This window comes from Rhodococcus baikonurensis (genome assembly GCF_040489275.1).
Lineage (GTDB): Bacteria > Actinomycetota > Actinomycetes > Mycobacteriales > Mycobacteriaceae > Rhodococcus_F > Rhodococcus_F baikonurensis.
This window is the reverse complement of the sequence record NZ_JBEUOQ010000008.1, coordinates 23,546-41,051: the sequence shown is the minus strand read 5'-3', so window position 1 is coordinate 41,051 and position 17,506 is coordinate 23,546. Positions and strand designations below refer to the sequence as shown.

Genomic DNA, 17,506 nt, shown 5'->3' with positions numbered 1-17,506 from the left:
ATCATGCGCATGGAGCAGATGTATCAGGAAGTGATCCTCGATCACTACAAACATCCGCACGGCCGCGGACTCCGTGAGCCGTTCGGCGCCGAGGTGCACCACGTCAACCCGACGTGTGGCGACGAGGTGACGTTGCGCGTCCAGATCTCCGAGGACGGAACGGTCTCCGACGTCTCGTACGACGGGCAGGGTTGTTCGATCAGCCAGGCATCGACGTCGGTGCTCAACGATCTCGTCATCGGGATGCAGGTCACCGACGCACTGAAGACGGTGACGGCGTTCAACGAGATGGTGAGCAGTCGGGGCACCGTCGAAGGGGACGAGGACGTTCTCGGTGACGGCATCGCGTTCGTCGGTGTCTCGAAGTATCCGGCACGCGTGAAGTGCGCCTTGCTCGGATGGATGGCATTCAAGGATGCTGTAGTCCAGATCGTCGACGGCGGTGCTGTAACGACGGCGGACAGCAGCAGTGAATTGGTCGACACGACTGAAGGACAGGGATCATGACCGAGACACAACCAGTGCAGGACGCCGAGGTCGGCGCTCCGGTGAATCCGAATCCCGATTCCACTGCGGAATTCGGTGGCGCACAGGGCAGTGGCACTGTCCCGTCGCCTGAGCGACTCGACGAACTCGAAGAAGCGATGCGCGACGTCGTCGACCCCGAACTGGGAATCAACGTCGTCGATCTCGGCTTGGTCTACGGACTCTTCGAAGACGACGGCGTCGTCACGATCGACATGACTTTGACGTCGGCGGCGTGCCCGTTGACCGACGTGATCGAGGACCAGGCACGCGGCGCACTGGTGCGTAGCGATCTGTGTACCGACATGAAGATCAACTGGGTGTGGTTGCCGCCGTGGGGACCGGACAAGATCACCGAAGACGGACGCGAGCAACTGCGCGCACTCGGCTTCACGGTCTGACAAGCAACCTCGGCACGATCAACTGAATAGATTTCACCGGAGCGTCGGTGCCCGTTCGTCGGGTACCGGCGCTTCGGTTTGTTATATAGGGCCGTTTTAGCCATGATATTCAGGACAATAGTCCCAAATGGTTGTTTGATGAATATTTGCTGGAAGCTGACTGATCGGTAACATCGCAGCTGATTGTCACGATGTGATCTCCGGCGGGCGATTTGCCAGTTTCCGCCCGAGCTTTCCAATGTATTCGTCTCATTTCGAAGTGCCCCGATCAGTTCGAGGCGTCCAGCGGACGCATATACCTGTTTGCATCATGATCAAGTTGTAAGAGGGAGATTCGTGTGGATGGCAGTCCCGACCGAGGAATCGTTTCCGCAGCTCGTCCGGACGACGAACTCACCTTCCCTCTTTCTGCCGCGCAACTTTCCCTGCTTGTCGCACAACAGCTTCGGCCCGAGATTCCCGTCAGCATCGCTCAGTACGTCGACGTGGACGGCCCGCTCGACATCGAGCTGCTGACCGCTGCCAGTAAACAGACCGGCCGTGAGATCGGCTCCGGATACCTGCGCCTGGTCGAGGTGGACGGAGTTGCGCGTCAGTGGCTCGATCTCGACATGGACGACTCCCTCGACGTGGTCGATCTTCGAGACGAATCGGATCCGGAATCGGCGGCGCGAGAGTGGATGCGCAGAGAGCACACTGCTGCCATCGATCCGTTCACCGATCGCCTGGTCCGGCTGGCGGTCTTGGTGCTTCGCGACGACCATTCCTACTGGTACAGCCGTATTCACCATGTAGCGCTCGACGGTTTCGGCGCGATGTCGATGATGAACCGCACAGCCGAGATCTACACCGCCGCGGTGCGGGATCTGCCGGTTCCCCCAGCGGTAACTGCCCCCCTCCAATCGTTGGTGAAGGCGGAGTCCGACTATCTGGGCTCTTCCCGGTGGGAGCGTGATCGCGACTACTGGAACACCAAGATGGCCGACAAGCCGGGCGGAACTTCGCTCGCGTCCTCGACTGCTCCGTCGCAGGCGTGGTCACGCCTGCGGTCCGCGACGGTGCCTTCGGAACTGCGAAGCTCTCTCGAACGGCTCGCTGCCGCCCACGACGTGACGACGTCGTCCGTGGTGATCGGTGCTCTGGCGTCTTACCTCGCCCGAGCCACCGGGACCCGCGACGTGGTCCTCAGTCTGCCGGTGTCGGGGCGGACGACAAAAGCTGCTCGCCGGTCCGGCGGAATGATGTCGAACGTCGTTCCGATACGTGCGAGTGTCGACCCGCACTTCGCGGTCGGGGACTTGCTGCACGAGGTGAAGATCGAACTCACCGGCGCACTGCGTCATCAGAAGTATCGCCACGAGGACCTACGACGCGACCTCAACGCCGGCGATCACAGCATCGCCGACGGACGCGGCTTCCACGGGCCTTTGATCAACCTCATGCTGTTCCATTCCGGAATCACTCTCGGGGACGCGCACGGCGAACTGAACGTGATCTCGACCGGGCCGATCGAAGACCTCTCGGTCAACGTCTATCAGACTTCCGCAGCCGAAGAGATTCAGATCGACTTCGCCGCGAATCCGGACCTCTACACTGACGAGGACATCTCGCGTCACCACCGACGTTTCCTCGAATTCCTCGACTTGTTCTGCGCCGCAGAAGCGGGAACTCGATTGATGGACATCGACCCCGACGCTGCGGGGAAGTGGATCGCCGAAGTCCAACACGCCCGCAACGTCGAGTACTGGTCTGCGACATTGTCGAGCCCCGCCGAGGATCTGGGTTTGCCGGTCGTCGCGGGAACCGGTCGAACGTCCACGCCTCTCGAGATCGAGGCAGACCTCTGCCGGCGCCTCGAGACGATGGCGACGACGATGAACACGAGTCTGTTCGTGCTGTTCCAGTCCGCGATGACCGGACTGCTGCGCCGCGTCGGTTCGGCTGACGAGGTGTCGATCGGAGTTTCGGTCCGCGGGTACGGAGCCTCGAACCCGGACGACTTCGTCTCGATGTTCGCCAACCAGTTGGTGCTTCGTTCCACGGTGTCGAACACCATGACGCTCACCGACCTGGTCGGTGCTGTGGACACCGTCGCGATCGAAGCCTTCGAGCACGCCGACATCCTTCTGTCGTCGGTGACCGCCGCACTCGGTGACGGTCGCTGGATGGAGACGGGCCCGTTGTTCCGGGCGATGGTCTGCTTCGAGGAACCACTGGACGCTCACCCGAGATTTCCGGGCCTCATGGTCGGTGCGCCGATCGGATCCGACTTGGCTACAGTGCCGGAACTGTTTGTCTCCCTGGCAATTCCGACGGGCGAGCATGCCGATCTCGATCAGCCGATCTCCGGTGTTCTCGATTGGCTCGGCACGAAGGAGCAAGCCGAGGACCTCGCCGACCGTTTTCTGCGAATCCTGACCGCGATGGTCGGTGCTCCGCACTCGGTGCTCGGCGCCGTGGATCTGCTCCGCCCGGACGCACGCCAGGCGCTGGTACCGCCGGTGCTGCCGATTACCCCGGTCCGAACGCTCTCCGACATCCTTGCCGACCGCACTCGCGCGACCCCGGACGCGATCGCCGTCGTCGCGGGTGGCGAGCGCGTGTCATACCGCGAACTCGATCGACGATCGAATCAGTTGGCGCGCAAACTCGTCGATCACGGCGTGCAATCCGAGTCGTTGGTCGGAATCATGCTGCCCAAATCCGTCGACATGATCGTTGCCGCAGTCGCGGTGGTGAAGGCCGGCGGCGGATACCTCCCACTCGATCGTGCGCACCCGGCCGAGCGTTTGGCGTACGTGGTCGAGGATGCGCAACCGGTGTGCATCGTCTCCGATTCCACCTTCCCGAACGCCGATGTGGCGGTCATCGGAATCGACTCCGACGAGTACTCCGGGGAGAGTCTGGAAACCGCTGAGCGCCCGCGCGGGCACGGAGCCGACAATCTGGCGTACGTGATCTACACCTCGGGGTCGACGGGTCGACCCAAAGGCGTCTCCGTCACCCACGCCACCGTGGTGCGATTGTTCGAGAACACGCACGTCGAATTCGGATTCGACGGCAACGACGTGTGGACGATGTTCCACTCGTTCGCCTTCGACTTCTCGGTGTGGGAACTGTGGGGCGCACTGCTCCACGGTGGAACCCTGGTGCTGGTCGATCACGAAGTCTCACGCGACCCCGATGCCTTCCGAGCGCTGGTCGCCGCAGAAGGCGTCACCGTGCTCAATCAGACGCCCTCGGCCTTCTACCAGTACATCGAAGCCGACCTCCGTACCGATTCGGAGACTCGGCTCCGGTACGTGATCTTCGGTGGCGAAGCATTGGACCTGCGCCGACTCGGACGCTGGTACGACAATCACCCCGGCTACGACAATCACACGAACTCCGGGCCTGCACTCGTCAACATGTACGGCATCACCGAGACCACGGTGCACGTCACGCATCTCGAACTCGACCGACTGAGCGCGAGTTCGGTGACGGGCAGTCGGATCGGCGACGCGATCGACGGACTTCGCGTGTACTTGCTCGACGAGCACCTCTCGCCGGTCCCGGTGGGAATCGCGGGGGAGATCTACGTCGCCGGCGGCCAACTCGCCCGTGGCTATCTGGGCCGACCCGACCTCACCGCGGGCCGGTTCGTCGCCGATCCCTTCAACGCCGGCGGCCGGCGGTTGTACCGGTCCGGCGACCGAGCACGGTGGATTGCGCCCGGGCAACTCGAATACCTCGGACGCGGCGACGCGCAGGTCAAGATCCGCGGATTCCGGATCGAACTCGGTGAGATCGACTCCGTCATCCTCGGCGCACCGGGAATCGACGACGCAGTGACGGTTGTGGCACCGACGCCGGCGGGCGGCGCTCTCGTGACGTACGTGACCGCTTCTGATTCCGTCGACGCCGAGGTCCTTCGCGCCCACGCCGCCGAAGTTCTCCCGACCTACATGGTTCCCGATGCCTTCATGGTCATCGATTCGATTCCGTTGACCACCAACGGAAAACTCGACCGGCGTGCGCTGCCGTCGCCGATCCTCGCCTCCACCAAGGTCTTCCGGCCCCCGACGACGCCGACCGAGGACAAGGTCGCCGCGGTTCTGGCTGACATTCTCGGTAGCGGGCCGCTCGGACTCGACGACAATTTCTTCCATCTGGGTGGAAACTCGCTGGTCGCGACGACGGCTGTGGCTCGCTTGACCGAAGCCACCGGAGTGCGGATGCCTCTGCGAGCACTCTTCGATCACCCCACGGTCTCCGGGATCGCGGCGACGATCGAGCGTGCCGCACAAACTCCGGACGCCGACGGTATTCGGGTCGTGGCTCGGCCGGCGGTACTACCTCTCGCACCCGCCCAGCAGCGACTGTGGTTCCTCAATCGCGTCGCGCCGGAATCGGGCGCGTACAACATTCCACTGGCGGTGTCGTTGCGTGGTGGCGTCGACGCCGACGCACTCAGCGCTGCGATCGTGGACGTCGTGACACGTCACGAGTCACTACGCACCCTGTTTCCTCAGGTCGGGGACAACGCGACGCAGAAGGTGCTGGGCCTGGGCGAGGGGATCGCAGGGCTCGAGTCGATCGACGTGGAACGCGGAAGCCTCGAGAGAGTGATCTTCGAATTCTCTTCGGCGGGTTTCGATCTGGTCCGCGAACGCCCGGTGCGCTACCTGCTGATCACTGTCGCCGACGAGAAGGAAGGCGATGACGAGGAAGCTGTCCTCGTCGTGGTCCTGCACCACATGGTGGCCGACGGTTGGTCACTCGCGCCGCTGGCTGCTGATCTCACCGGCGCCTACGCCGCCCGTGTCGGCGGCAACAGCCCGCAGTGGGCGCCGCTTCCAGTGCAGTACGCCGACTACACGCTCTGGCACCGGGAGCACCTCGGGGACGCGGCATCCACCGATTCGCTTGCCCACTCACAGATCACGTTCTGGAAGCAGCAACTGGCGGGAGCGCCCGAGCAACTCCACCTGCCGACGGACCGTCCGCGCCCACTCGACCCGACCATGCGCGGGGCCGGCGTCGACATCAGGATTGGCGCTTCCACGCATCAGAAGCTCGCTGTACTTGCTGCCGATCACGACGCCACGCCTTTCATCGCCCTGCACGCGTGCTTCGCGCTGCTTCTGGCCCGCTACAGCGGCACAGACGACATCGTCATCGGAACACCGGTGGCTGGACGAGGGGACAGGTCTCTCGACCTGCTCGTCGGCATGTTCGTCAACACCCTTGCCTTGCGGACCGTCGTCGACCGTGATGTGACCTTCGGGGAGTACCTCGCGCAGGTCAGAGCTGTCGACGTGGATGCCTTCGACAATGCGGACATACCATTCGACGTCGTCGTGGACGCGCTCGAACTGGACCGCTCGCCCGCACACCACCCGGTGTTCCAGGCTGCCATCACCTCTCGGATAACCACCACTCACACAGCTGAACTGGCCGGGGTGTCGATGACGGCCCGGGCAGTCGAGACGGGGTTGACCAAGTTCGACCTCGAGCTCACGGTCACCGAGCGCCGCGAGGCCGGGGCCGCAGCTGGGATCGATGCCACGTTCACCTACTCCACCGACCTGTTCGACGGCTCGACCGTCGAAGCGTTGGCGCGAAACTTCGTGACACTCGTCGAATCGGCGGTCTCGGAACCGACTGCACCGGTGGGTGACCTTCGTGTACTCGGATCCCGGGAGAGTGCCGCGATATTGCCGCGCCGCGGTGTGGCTTCGGTGGGCGAATCGACGCTGGCGCAGATCCTCGGGGATACCGCGAGGACGTATCCCGACACGATCGCCCTCGAAGACTCCGAGCGTTCACTGTCGTACGGGGAGCTGGAGCGTCGATCGAATCGGATCGCTCGATACCTCATGGACCTGGGCGTCGGCCCCGAGACACCGGTCGCATTGGCAGTCGCCCGATCGGTCGACTCGGTGCTCGCAGTCTGGTCGGTCACCAAAGCCGGCGGCGTTTTCGTCCCGGTCGATCCCCGTTATCCCGCAGATCGAGTTGCGCACATGCTCGAGGATTCGGGTGTGCGCATTGGAATTCGGTCCGCCGAGGTCGCGGCCGGTCCGGCAACCGGCGGGAATGTCGCAGTTTGGATCGACCTCGGCGACGCGGACACGGTTGCAGAATGTGCCGCCTACTCCGACGCCGCCATCGACGACGCGGACAGAACAGGATCGATCACTGCGGCGTCGGCCGCGTACGTCATCTACACGTCCGGGTCGACCGGAGTGCCGAAGGGCACCGTCGTCACCCACGCAGGTTTGGCGAATCTTGCTCGCGAACAACAGGATCGGTACCGGATCACCGCCGCGTCGCGAACTTTGCATTTTGCATCGCCGAGCTTCGACGGTGCCGTCCTCGAGCTACTGCTGGCCGGTTCGACCGGCGCGACGATGGTGATCGCCCCTCCCGACATCTACGGCGGGGAGGCTTTGAGCGAGTTCCTCCGACGCCGCGAGGTCACTCATGCCTTCATCACTCCGGCTGCTCTGGCGACTGTCGATCCGGCGGGCGTGACGGCACTGGAATGCGTAGTCGTCGGCGGCGATGTGTGCACTCCGGAATTGGTCTCGAGCTGGGGCAACGGGCGCAGACTGCACAACGGATACGGTCCGACCGAAACCACTGTCATGGTTGCCATCAGTGACGCACTCTCACCGGGCGAGCCGATCACCATCGGTGGTCCCATCCGCGGAATCGACGCCGTGGTGCTCGACGCTCGGCTGCAACCGGTCCCGATCGGCGGCGTCGGCGAGCTGTACATCGGTGGGCCGGGCCTCGCACGGGGTTACCACCTCCGTCCAGCACTGACGTCGGATCGTTTTGTCGCGCATCCGTACTCGACGCCCGGTGCGCGGATGTACCGCACCGGTGACCTGGTCCGCTGGACGAAGGACCTGATCCTTCGCTACGTGGGCCGCAGCGACCATCAGCTCAAGATCCGCGGGTTCCGCATCGAACTCGGCGAGATCGACGCTGCTCTGATGGATTCCCCTCTCGTTCACTTCGCCACGACGATTCCCGTCGAATCCGTCGCAGGCACCACCTTGGCGTCGTACGTGTTGCTGAGCGGCGACGCTGATATCGAGTCGCTCTTCGTGGGACTCGCCGACAGCTTGCCTCGGTACATGATTCCGTCGTCGATCACCCCGATCGACGCGATTCCGTTGACCCCGGTCGGCAAACTCGATCGCAGAGCATTGCCGACGCCGGTTCCACGCGAAATCCTCGGCACGGGTCGTGAACCCGAGGCCGGGCTCGAACGAACCGTTGCCGACGTGTTCGCTTCACTGCTCGACGTACCCGAGGTCCGGGCCGGAGACAGCTTCTTCGATCTCGGGGGCAATTCACTCGTCGCGACGCAGGTGTCCGCGCGGTTGAGCGCGGCGACGGGACTCGCCGTGGACGTGCGCTCGATCTTCGAAGCACCGACAGTCGAAGAGCTCGCCGCACATCTGGCCACAAGCGCCGAAGAATCCGACGATCGACCTGCCCTGACCGCCGGCGCTCGCTCTGCCCGCCTACCGCTCTCCGCTGCGCAACAGCGACTGTGGTTCGTCAATCGCTTCGATCCGCAGTCCTCGGTCTACAACATCCCGTTCGCGATCCGGATCACCGGGGACATCCACGGCGAAGCCCTCGAGGAGGCGCTCTCGGACGTCATTGCGCGTCACGAGGTGCTTCGAACGATCTACGTCGACAGCGCGGACGGACCGAGCCAGGTCATCCGAGCAATTTCCGATGTGCAGTTCTCCGTCGAGCGCTATTTCGGCTCTGAAGGTGTCGACTCGGCGACGACGGAGTTCGCATCGCGTGGGTTCGATCTCGGTTCGGATCTGCCGATTCGGGCAATGCTCATGCGCGAGGACGCCGATGTTCACGTACTGGTCGTCGTCATCCACCACATCGCCTTCGACGGCTGGTCCCTGACTCCCTTTGCCGCAGATTTCATCGCGGCGTACTCCGCACGCCTCGTCTCGGATGCGCCGGTGTTTGCGCCGCTCGAGGTGCAGTACGCCGATTACGCAGTGTGGCAGCAAGACTCGCTCGGGCAGATCGACGACCAGGAGTCTCTGGTTGCCCGCGAGCTGACGTTCTGGACAGCTGCCATGGCGGCTGCCCCGGACGAAGTACTGCTACCCGTGGATCGCCCACGCGGATCTGTCACCACGACCGCCGTCGGATCGGTGCCGATCGTCATCGACGCGGCGACGGTGGAGCAACTCGCCGCCTTGGCGAGGCGCAGTGGTACGACGCACTTCATGGTCGTACACGCGATCCTGGCGGTTGTTCTCGCGCGTCTCGGTGCTACCGACGATGTGGTGATCGGTACCCCGGTGGCCGGCCGCGGGCGACCCGAACTGGATTCCCTGATCGGGATGTTCGTCAATTCGGTACCCCTTCGCACACCGGTCGACCACCGAGCGTCGTTCACCGACCTGCTCGAGGGCGTCCGCGACCGCGACCTCGCCGCCTTCGCCCACTCCGAGTTGCCCTTCGAGGTGTTGGTCGACGCCCTCGACCTCGACCGGTCCACCACGCGACATCCACTGTTTCAGGTCATGCTGTCGTACCACCAGAATGTGGTCTCGCCGCAGGTCACAGTTCACGGCGCACGTCTCGAAGCGCAACCACTCGAGCCGTCCGTCGCGAAGTTCGACCTCGAGTTCACTCTGCTGGCAGGCAATTCCGAGAACGCGGAGATCACCGGATCGCTCAGGTTTGCCGAGGCGCTCTTCGACATCGCCACCGCGGAAACGATCGCCGCCCGTGTGCAGTCGGTAGCCCGCGCCGTCGCCGCGGAGCCGGACACCGCGATCGACGACATCGAATTCCTCAGTGCCCTCGAGCGAGATTCACTCGTGCCCGTACGCGGTCCGGCATGGACCAGCTCGCGCACCTTGGCTGAAATATTGACGCAGACGGCCAACCGTTCAGGGGATTCGGTGGCCCTTCGATCGGGTGACACCACCGTGCTCTACCGAGATCTGTTCGCCCGTGCATCGGCGCTTGCCCGCCGTTTGACCACGGAAGGAATCGGTGCCGAAGACATTGTGGCAATAGCGATTCCGCGTTCGATCGACTCGATCATCGCGTTGTGGGGCGTTTCCTTGACCGGCGCTGCGTTTGTTCCTGTCGATCCGCGATACCCCGCCGATCGCATTCTGCACATGCTCACCGACTCCGGAGCCACTCGCGGAGTGACAACGCAAGCAGTGATCGAATCGCTGCCCCGGCCCGTTCCGTGGATGACGATGGACGACATCGAGGACGACGGTACCGGTCAAGCGATTCCCGCAGCGCCGATCCGAATCGACAACCTCGCCTACATCATCTACACCTCCGGATCGACGGGAAAACCCAAGGGGGTCAGCGTTACTCACCGTGGCCTGAGCGCATTGGCTGCCGAGCAGACGGCGCGCTACGGCATCTCGGCGCAGTCGAGGACGCTGCACTTCTCCTCACCGAGCTTCGACGCCTCCATCCTCGAACTGCTGCTCGCCGTCGGTGAAGGCGCGACGATGGTGATCGCATCTCCCGACGTCTACGGCGGCGAGGACCTCGCCAAATTGGTCACCGATCAGCAGGTGACCCACGCGTTCATCACACCGGCAGCGCTGGCCTCGGTCGATCCGACCGGGCTGGACGCCTTGCAGTCGATAGTTGTCGGCGGCGAGGCATGCCCACCCGAACTGGTCCGCAAGTGGGCACCGGGTCGCCGGTTGTTCAACGGATACGGGCCGACGGAAACCACCGTCATGGTCTGCATCAGCGATGCGCTGAGCGTGGGGGAGACCGTGACCATCGGCGGACCCGTCCGCGGCGTGTCCGCGGTGGTTCTCGACGGTTCCGCCCGGCCGGTCCCCGTCGGAGTCACCGGCGAGCTCTACATCGCCGGCCTGGGACTTGCCCGCGGCTACCTCGACCAACCCGGGTTGACGGCGACGCGATTCGTGGCAGCGCCGTTCGGCCCGGCCGGTACTCGCATGTACCGGACCGGAGACCTGGTTCGGTGGACACCGCTCGAGACGATCGAATACGTCGGACGCTCCGATCACCAGGTGAAAGTGCGCGGATTCCGCATCGAACTGGGCGAGATCGACTCTGTCCTGAGCGCATACCCCGGCGTCGAGTTCGCGGTCACCGTGGGCGTCGACGCAGCTTCCGGTGAGACGATGTTGGCGTCGTACGTGGTGCTCGGCGACGATGCGGTCGACATGGACGAGTTGCTGAGCCATGCGCGCCGCTCTCTGCCCGCCTTCATGGTGCCGTCGGCGATCACCCCGATCGAGCACGTTCCGCTGACCCCCGTCGGGAAACTCGACCGATCGGCGCTGCCGGCGCCGACACTGCGTTCGTTCGAGCGGAGTGTCGAGCCGCTGACCACCGCGACCGAACTCCAGGTTGCCGGCGTCGTGGCAGAACTGCTGGGTATCGAACAGATCGGTGCGTCGGACAGTTTCTTCGAGCTCGGTGGCAACTCACTGCTCGCCACCAGACTGTCCCAGCGACTCGGCGAATCATTGGGCAGGCAGGTGGCTGTCCGAATGCTGTTCGAGCACCCCGAAATTCGGGAACTTGCCGCAGCACTCGACACATCCGCCGGGGTGAAGGCGCTTCCGCCGATCACCGTCGCCGACCGCCCCGATCGAATTCCGCTGTCCTACGCGCAGGCCCGCATCTGGTTCCTCAACCAGATGGATCCGGGCTCACCCGCATACAACGTCCCTGCCGCGATCTCCCTCGACGGTGCACTCGACGTGCCGGCCCTCGAAGCTGCTGTCCTCGATGTGATCGAAAGACACGAAATCCTGCGCACGGTGTTCCCAGATTCCGACACCGGCCCACACCAGGTGATCCAGGATGCATTCACCTCCTTGGAATACGGAACTGCGGACACCCGTGAACCGGCAGAAATCGCCGGAGAATTCGCATCGCGCGGATTCGACATCACGACCCAAGCCCCGATCCGGGCTCTCCTGCTCGAGTCGACGCCGCAGCAACACACTCTGGTCATCGTGATCCACCACGTCGCGGCGGACGGATGGTCGATCGCGCCGTTGATGAAGGACGTGCTCACCGCCTACGTCGCGAGAAGTTCGGGACACGCTCCCGAGTTCACGCCACTCGAGGTGCATTACGCGGACTTCGCCATCTGGCAGCGGGAAGCGCTGGGCTCTGTGAACGAATCCGAGAGCGTGCTCGGGGCACAGGCGTCGTACTGGCGGGAGACGTTGCGGGGAGCACCTGAGCTGATCGACCTTCCGAGCGATCGAGCACGCCCGCTCACCCAGTCGTTGAGCGGCGGCCACACCGCGGTCTCGCTTCCGGCGCACACCCGGATCGCGGTCGAGGCGGTTGCCGGCTCGAATGCGGCGACGCCGTTCATGGTGTTGCACGCTGCCTATGCCGTGCTGCTGTCCAGGCTGAGTCGAAGCACCGACATCGTGATCGGATCTCCGGTCGCCGGGCGAGGACACCGAGCTCTCGACGACCTCGTGGGAATGTTCGTGGGCACGGTCGGACTGCGCACGACGGTCGATCCCGGGGCGACGTTCGTCGACGTTCTGCGTACTGTCCGCTCCGTCGATCTCGACGCCTTCGCCCACGCGGACATTCCGTTCGAGCAGGTCGTGGACGTGGTGGCGCCGACCCGGACCACCGACCGTCATCCGGTGTTCCAGATGATGATCTCGTTCCACGGCGCCCACCCGACGACGTGGGACCTGCCTGGACTTGCCGTTCGTGCCCACGAGATCACACCGGACATCGCCAAGTACGACCTGCAGTTCACCGTTGTCGAACAGACCGCGGAGGAAGGCGGCGGCTACGAGGCCTCCCTCACGTACGCGAAGGACCTCTTCGACACCGATACGGCGGAGTCGTTTGCGGTGATGCTGGAAACGATCATCGAGACACTGACTGCCCAGCCCTCCGCCGTCGTCGGTGACGTCGATCTTGCGGGACGTGGCCTGCGTGCGTTGCCCGGACGTCCGGCCGGCGATGCTTTGACCTTGCCGGAGTTGCTGCTTCGCGGCGCGGCCGATCCGCATGCTCCGGCAATCGTCGACGTCGCGGCTTCCGCCACGCTCACGTACGGCGAACTCGACCGACGCTCCGACGCAATGGCGTTTGCGTTGATCGCTCGCGGGATTGCGCCGGAAATGATTGTGGCACTCGCGCTTCCGAGGTCGGCCGACTATGTGATCGCGCTCTGGGCCGTAGCGAAAGCCGGCGGGGTGTTCCTTCCCGTGGATCCGGCGTACCCCGCCGAGCGGATCGAGCACATGCTCACCGACAGCGGGGCAGCACTCGGTATCACCAGAGGCGAGTATCTGACCGGTCTGCCAGACGTCACATCGTGGATCGAGCTCGACGCGGTCGAATTCACCACCGAAATCGCGGCCGTCCATTCCGAGACACTGCCGGACGCGCCACTAGAGCTCGACAATCCCGCCTACCTGATCTACACCTCAGGCTCGACCGGAAAACCCAAGGGAGTGTTGGTCACTCACGCGGGGTTGGCCGCGTTTGCCGACGAACAGCGCGACCGTTTCGGCGTCACCGCGCATTCTCGCGCTCTGAGCTTCGCCTCGACGAGCTTCGACGCGTCGGTCCTCGAACTCCTTCTGGTCTTCGGCGCCGGCGCAACGATGGTGATCGCACCTCCGACCGTTCTCGGCGGTGTCGAACTGCACGACCTACTCGACGAGCAGACGATCACCCATGCTTTCGTGACTCCGGCAGCCTTGGCGACTGTCGATCCCGCCGGGCTCGACCATCTCGAAGCCGTCGTTGTCGGGGGCGACGCCTGCTCCGCCGACCTCGTATCTCGGTGGGCGCCGGGGCGCCGTATGTTCAACGCGTACGGCCCGACCGAGGCCACCGTCGCAGTCACCATCAGCGATTCACTGGTCGCGGGGGAGCCCGTGACAATCGGCGGTCCGATCCGCGGCGTGGACGCGATGATTCTCGATTCCCGACTGCACTCGGCCCCCGGACAGGTCGTCGGTGAACTCTACGTCAGCGGCGACGGCCTCGCCCGCGGGTACCTCGGCAACCCCGCGCTCACCGCCACACGGTTCGTCGCCGACCCGCACGGACCCGAAGGCGCTCGGATGTACCGCACCGGGGATCTGGTGCGCGAAGATCGCGCAGGGGCGCTGATCTACCTCGGACGCGCGGACCAGCAAGTCAAGGTCCGCGGGTTCCGGATCGAACTCGGCGAAATCGACGCGGTGCTGGCGTCCGACGCATCCGTGCATTCCGCTGTCAGCGTGGTCGTCGGTGACGGCGTCGACGCTCGGATCGTCGCCTACGTCGTCCCCGCACACGCGGACGTCGACGTCACCGCGCTACGCCGTCACGCAGGTATGTCCCTGCCTGCGCACATGATCCCGTCCGCCTTTGTCGCGATCGATGCAGTCCCGACCACACCGGCGGGCAAATTGGATCGCAGCGCTCTGCCTGCTCCCCTCTGGGAGGCGCCGAGTGGACGCAGTCCGGAGGGCAGCGACGAGATTGCAATCTGCGCTGCTTTCGCGGAGGTACTCGATCTCGCCGACGCCGACACGTACGCCGATTCGAGTTTCTTCGAACTCGGCGGAAACTCGCTCATGGCAACGCGCTTGGTCGCTGCCATCAAGGAACGCACCAGCCTGACCGTCCCCGTCGCGTGGATATTCTCCGATCCGACTCCGGAGGCATTGGCGCGCAGACTCTTCGAACTCGAGGAAACAGTTGTGACAAGTGACGCAGATACCTCGGCGCTTGCAATAGTCCTGCCACTACGCCCGGAAGGCCGCGCCGAGCCTCTGTTCTGCATCCATCCGGCCATCGGATTAGCCTGGTGCTACGGGGCACTCGATCGCTACGTCGATTCCAGCCGGCCGCTCTACGGCCTGCAGTCGCCGGTTCTGACCGACCCCCAATTCCGGGCGGAGCTGATCGAGGATTTCGCGGCGCGGTACGTCGAGGAGATCCGCGGAGTCCAGCCCCACGGTCCGTATCATCTGCTCGGCTGGTCGATCGGCGGATTGATCGCCCATGCGGCGGCGGTGCAATTGCAAGCCGCAGGTGAAAGCGTCGCCGACCTGATTCTGCTCGACAGCTTCGTACTCGAAGACCCGATGATGGCGGGCGCGCAGCCTTCTCTCGCCGAACTGATCGGCGGGTTGGGGATCTCGGTCCCGGACGCCGACGAGCGCGATCTGACACCCGAGGACGCCGAAGAGCTCTTGCGCGATGCCATCGGCGATCACCCCTTGGTCTCGAGCGAGCGGATCGAGCGACTGTTCGAGGAGTACTCGGCCGGCGCGGAGCTGGCTCACCGCTACCGCCCGGGCAGGTTCGTGGGCGATCTGCTTTTCTTCTCGGCACAGACCGACACTTTCGACCCACTGCGAACGGCGTCGGCGTGGCGGCCGTTCGTGTCCGGGGTGATCATCGACCGTCCGGTGCCCACCTCACACGCCGAGATGTTCACCGAAGCAGGTCTGGAGGCGATCGGCCCTGTCGTGAACCTGGCGGTCGGAACAGGCCGTCATGCGGCCCCGGACGTCGACGCAGAGCTGGACGCTTTGATCGAAGTTCAGGACGTGCGCGGCTGAATCAGGCCCGTTTCTTCCTCGGCGTGGTCGACTTCGAGGAGCCGGCCTTGGAGGCGTTCGACTTCGCTTCGTCCACACTGCGTTGCAGTGCGGCAACCAGGTCGACCACCTCTGCATCGGTACCCTCCTGGTCGACTTCGGCGGCAGGGATGACCTTCTTGCCGCCGTTCTCGATCATCTCGTCGAGCAACTGCCGCAATTGGAGTTGGTAGTCGTCGGTGAACTCGGTCGGATCGAAATCGCCGGCCATGCTCTCGACGAGCGTCTGCGCCATCTTCAGTTCCTTGGCCTTCGGCTTCTCCACGTCGTCGAGCGAAGGGAACTCTGCTGCACGAACTTCGTCGGGCCAGAGCAACGTCTGGATCACGAGGACGCCGTCGCGAGCGCGCATCGCGGCCAGGCGCGTCTTCTGTCGCAGAGTGAAATGCACCAGTGCCGTTCGATCACTCTCGGTGAGCACAGTCGAGAGCAGGACGTACGCCTTCGGCGACGCCGAATCGGGTTCGAGGAAGTAACTCTTCTCGAACAAGATCGGATCGATCTGATCGTTCGGCACGAATTCCAGCACCGGAATCTCGTGCTTCTCCGCGGCCGGGAGCTTGTTGAAGTCCTCGTCGCTCAAGATGACGCGCGATCCGTCTTCCGAGTCGTACGCCTTGTCGATGTCCGCGAACTGAACCGTGTTTCCGCACTCGGAACACACACGGTTGTACTTGATGCGGCCACCGTCTTTTGCATGGACCTGGTGAAATCGGATGTCGTGGTCCTCGGTCGCCGAGTACACCTTGACCGGAACGTTGACCAGACCGAAGGCTATCGAGCCTTTCCAAATCGAGCGCATGTCTCCCATGATGGTCGCCCCCAGCCGATTGCGCGAGGCAAACGCTCACGGTTGATCCCGAACCGTTGCGTGTGGACGGGCCGGTTCGGGGCGTATCGAGCGGGTATCCGCTCCGAGAACCCGACTCGCACACCTGGGGGCACGCTCCGATGAGAATCCGAACCTACCGTCGACGCGTCACCGCGGCGCTGGCAATTTCACTGGTTCCGTTGCTGTTGGCTCCTTGGCACGCGGCCGCAGATCCAGCCCGTACTGTCCGGATCACCGTTCATTCGGAAGCGATGGACCGCGACATACCACTCGAGGTGATCTTCCCCGCCGACACCAGTGCGCCACGCCCGACGCTGTATCTGCTCAACGGCGCCGGTGGCGGCGAGGACAGCGCAACGTGGGAAGGGCGGACCGATGTCCTGGACTTCTTCGCCGACAAGAACGTCAACGTCGTGACGCCGTTGGAAGGTGCGTTCAGCTACTACACGGACTGGCAGAAGGACGATCCCGTACTCGGGCGCAACAAGTGGCAGACCTTCCTCACTCGCGAACTGCCGCCGGTGATCGATGCGCAGTTCGGGACCGACGGGGTCAACTCCATCGCGGCGATCTCGATGACCGCCACCTCCGTTCTCAACCTTGCGATTTCGGCGCCGGGCCTCTACCGCAGTGTCGGGGCGTACAGCGGGTGCGCGGAGACCTCCACCCAGCCGGGTCAGGACTACGTCCGACTGGTGGTCGGCGCGCGGGGCGGCGCTGATCCGACAAATATGTGGGGACCGTTCGACGGTCCGGGATGGCGCGAGAACGATCCCGTCGTGAACGCGGAGAAACTGAGGGGGACCGAACTGTACGTCTCCACCGGCTCCGGGCTGCCAGGCCCACACGACAACCTTCAGGCGCCCGATGTGAACGGAAATCCCGGAGCGCTTCTGAATCAGATCATCGTCGGCGGCATCATCGAATCCGCGGTCAACGGGTGCACGCACGGATTAGCAGACCGACTGAACGCTCTGGGCATCCCAGCGACCTTCGACTTCAAACCGACCGGAACCCACTCGTGGGGTTACTGGCAGGACGACCTCCACAATTCCTGGCCGATGATCGCCAGTTCGATGGGAGTGCAGTAGCCGGTGCTC

Annotated in this window: 5 protein-coding genes; 4 read left to right on the top strand and 1 reads right to left on the bottom strand. The window is 64.1% G+C overall.

Annotated elements, in window-relative coordinates; all coding sequences use genetic code 11:
• The first annotated feature begins 3 nt into the window (after positions 1–3).
• The 3 genes from sufU to ABWI03_RS19285 all read left to right on the top strand — a co-directional run bounded on the left by sufU (position 4) and on the right by ABWI03_RS19285 (position 15,535).
• Positions 4–507 (top strand): Fe-S cluster assembly sulfur transfer protein SufU, encoded by a 504-nt coding sequence (gene sufU, locus ABWI03_RS19295; protein ID WP_095970173.1) that lies wholly within the window; start codon positions 4–6, stop codon positions 505–507.
• Positions 504–926, top strand: coding sequence for a metal-sulfur cluster assembly factor (locus ABWI03_RS19290; RefSeq protein WP_003944963.1), 423 nt, complete (start codon positions 504–506; stop codon positions 924–926). The genes sufU and ABWI03_RS19290 overlap by 4 nt, the downstream gene beginning before the upstream one ends.
• 338 nt (positions 927–1,264) lie before the next feature.
• Positions 1,265–15,535 carry a non-ribosomal peptide synthetase gene (locus tag ABWI03_RS19285; RefSeq protein WP_298773780.1) on the top strand — a complete coding sequence of 4,757 codons (14,271 nt, stop codon included), beginning with the start codon at positions 1,265–1,267 and terminating at the stop codon, positions 15,533–15,535.
• 1 nt (position 15,536) lies between these two features.
• Here ABWI03_RS19285 and ku read toward each other — a convergent pair whose 3' ends face one another.
• Entirely contained in the window at positions 15,537–16,376 is an 840-nt protein-coding gene (gene ku, locus ABWI03_RS19280) for a non-homologous end joining protein Ku (protein WP_172932851.1), read from the bottom strand.
• A gap of 149 nt (positions 16,377–16,525) precedes the next feature.
• On the opposite strand from ku, the gene ABWI03_RS19275 reads away from it, so the two are divergent.
• Positions 16,526–17,497 carry an alpha/beta hydrolase gene (locus ABWI03_RS19275; RefSeq protein WP_298773777.1) on the top strand — a complete coding sequence of 324 codons (972 nt, stop codon included), beginning with the start codon at positions 16,526–16,528 and terminating at the stop codon, positions 17,495–17,497.
• The last annotated feature ends 9 nt before the right edge of the window (positions 17,498–17,506 follow it).

What these genes read in the sequence shown, in the direction of transcription:
- sufU (WP_095970173.1), top strand. Translation starts at nt 4, where the DNA reads ATGCGCATGGAGCAGATGTATCAGGAAGTGATCCTCGATCACTACAAA.
- ABWI03_RS19290 (WP_003944963.1), top strand. Translation starts at nt 504, where the DNA reads ATGACCGAGACACAACCAGTGCAGGACGCCGAGGTCGGCGCTCCGGTG.
- ku (WP_172932851.1), bottom strand. Translation starts at nt 16,376, where the DNA reads ATGCGCTCGATTTGGAAAGGCTCGATAGCCTTCGGTCTGGTCAACGTT.
- ABWI03_RS19275 (WP_298773777.1), top strand. Translation starts at nt 16,526, where the DNA reads ATGAGAATCCGAACCTACCGTCGACGCGTCACCGCGGCGCTGGCAATT.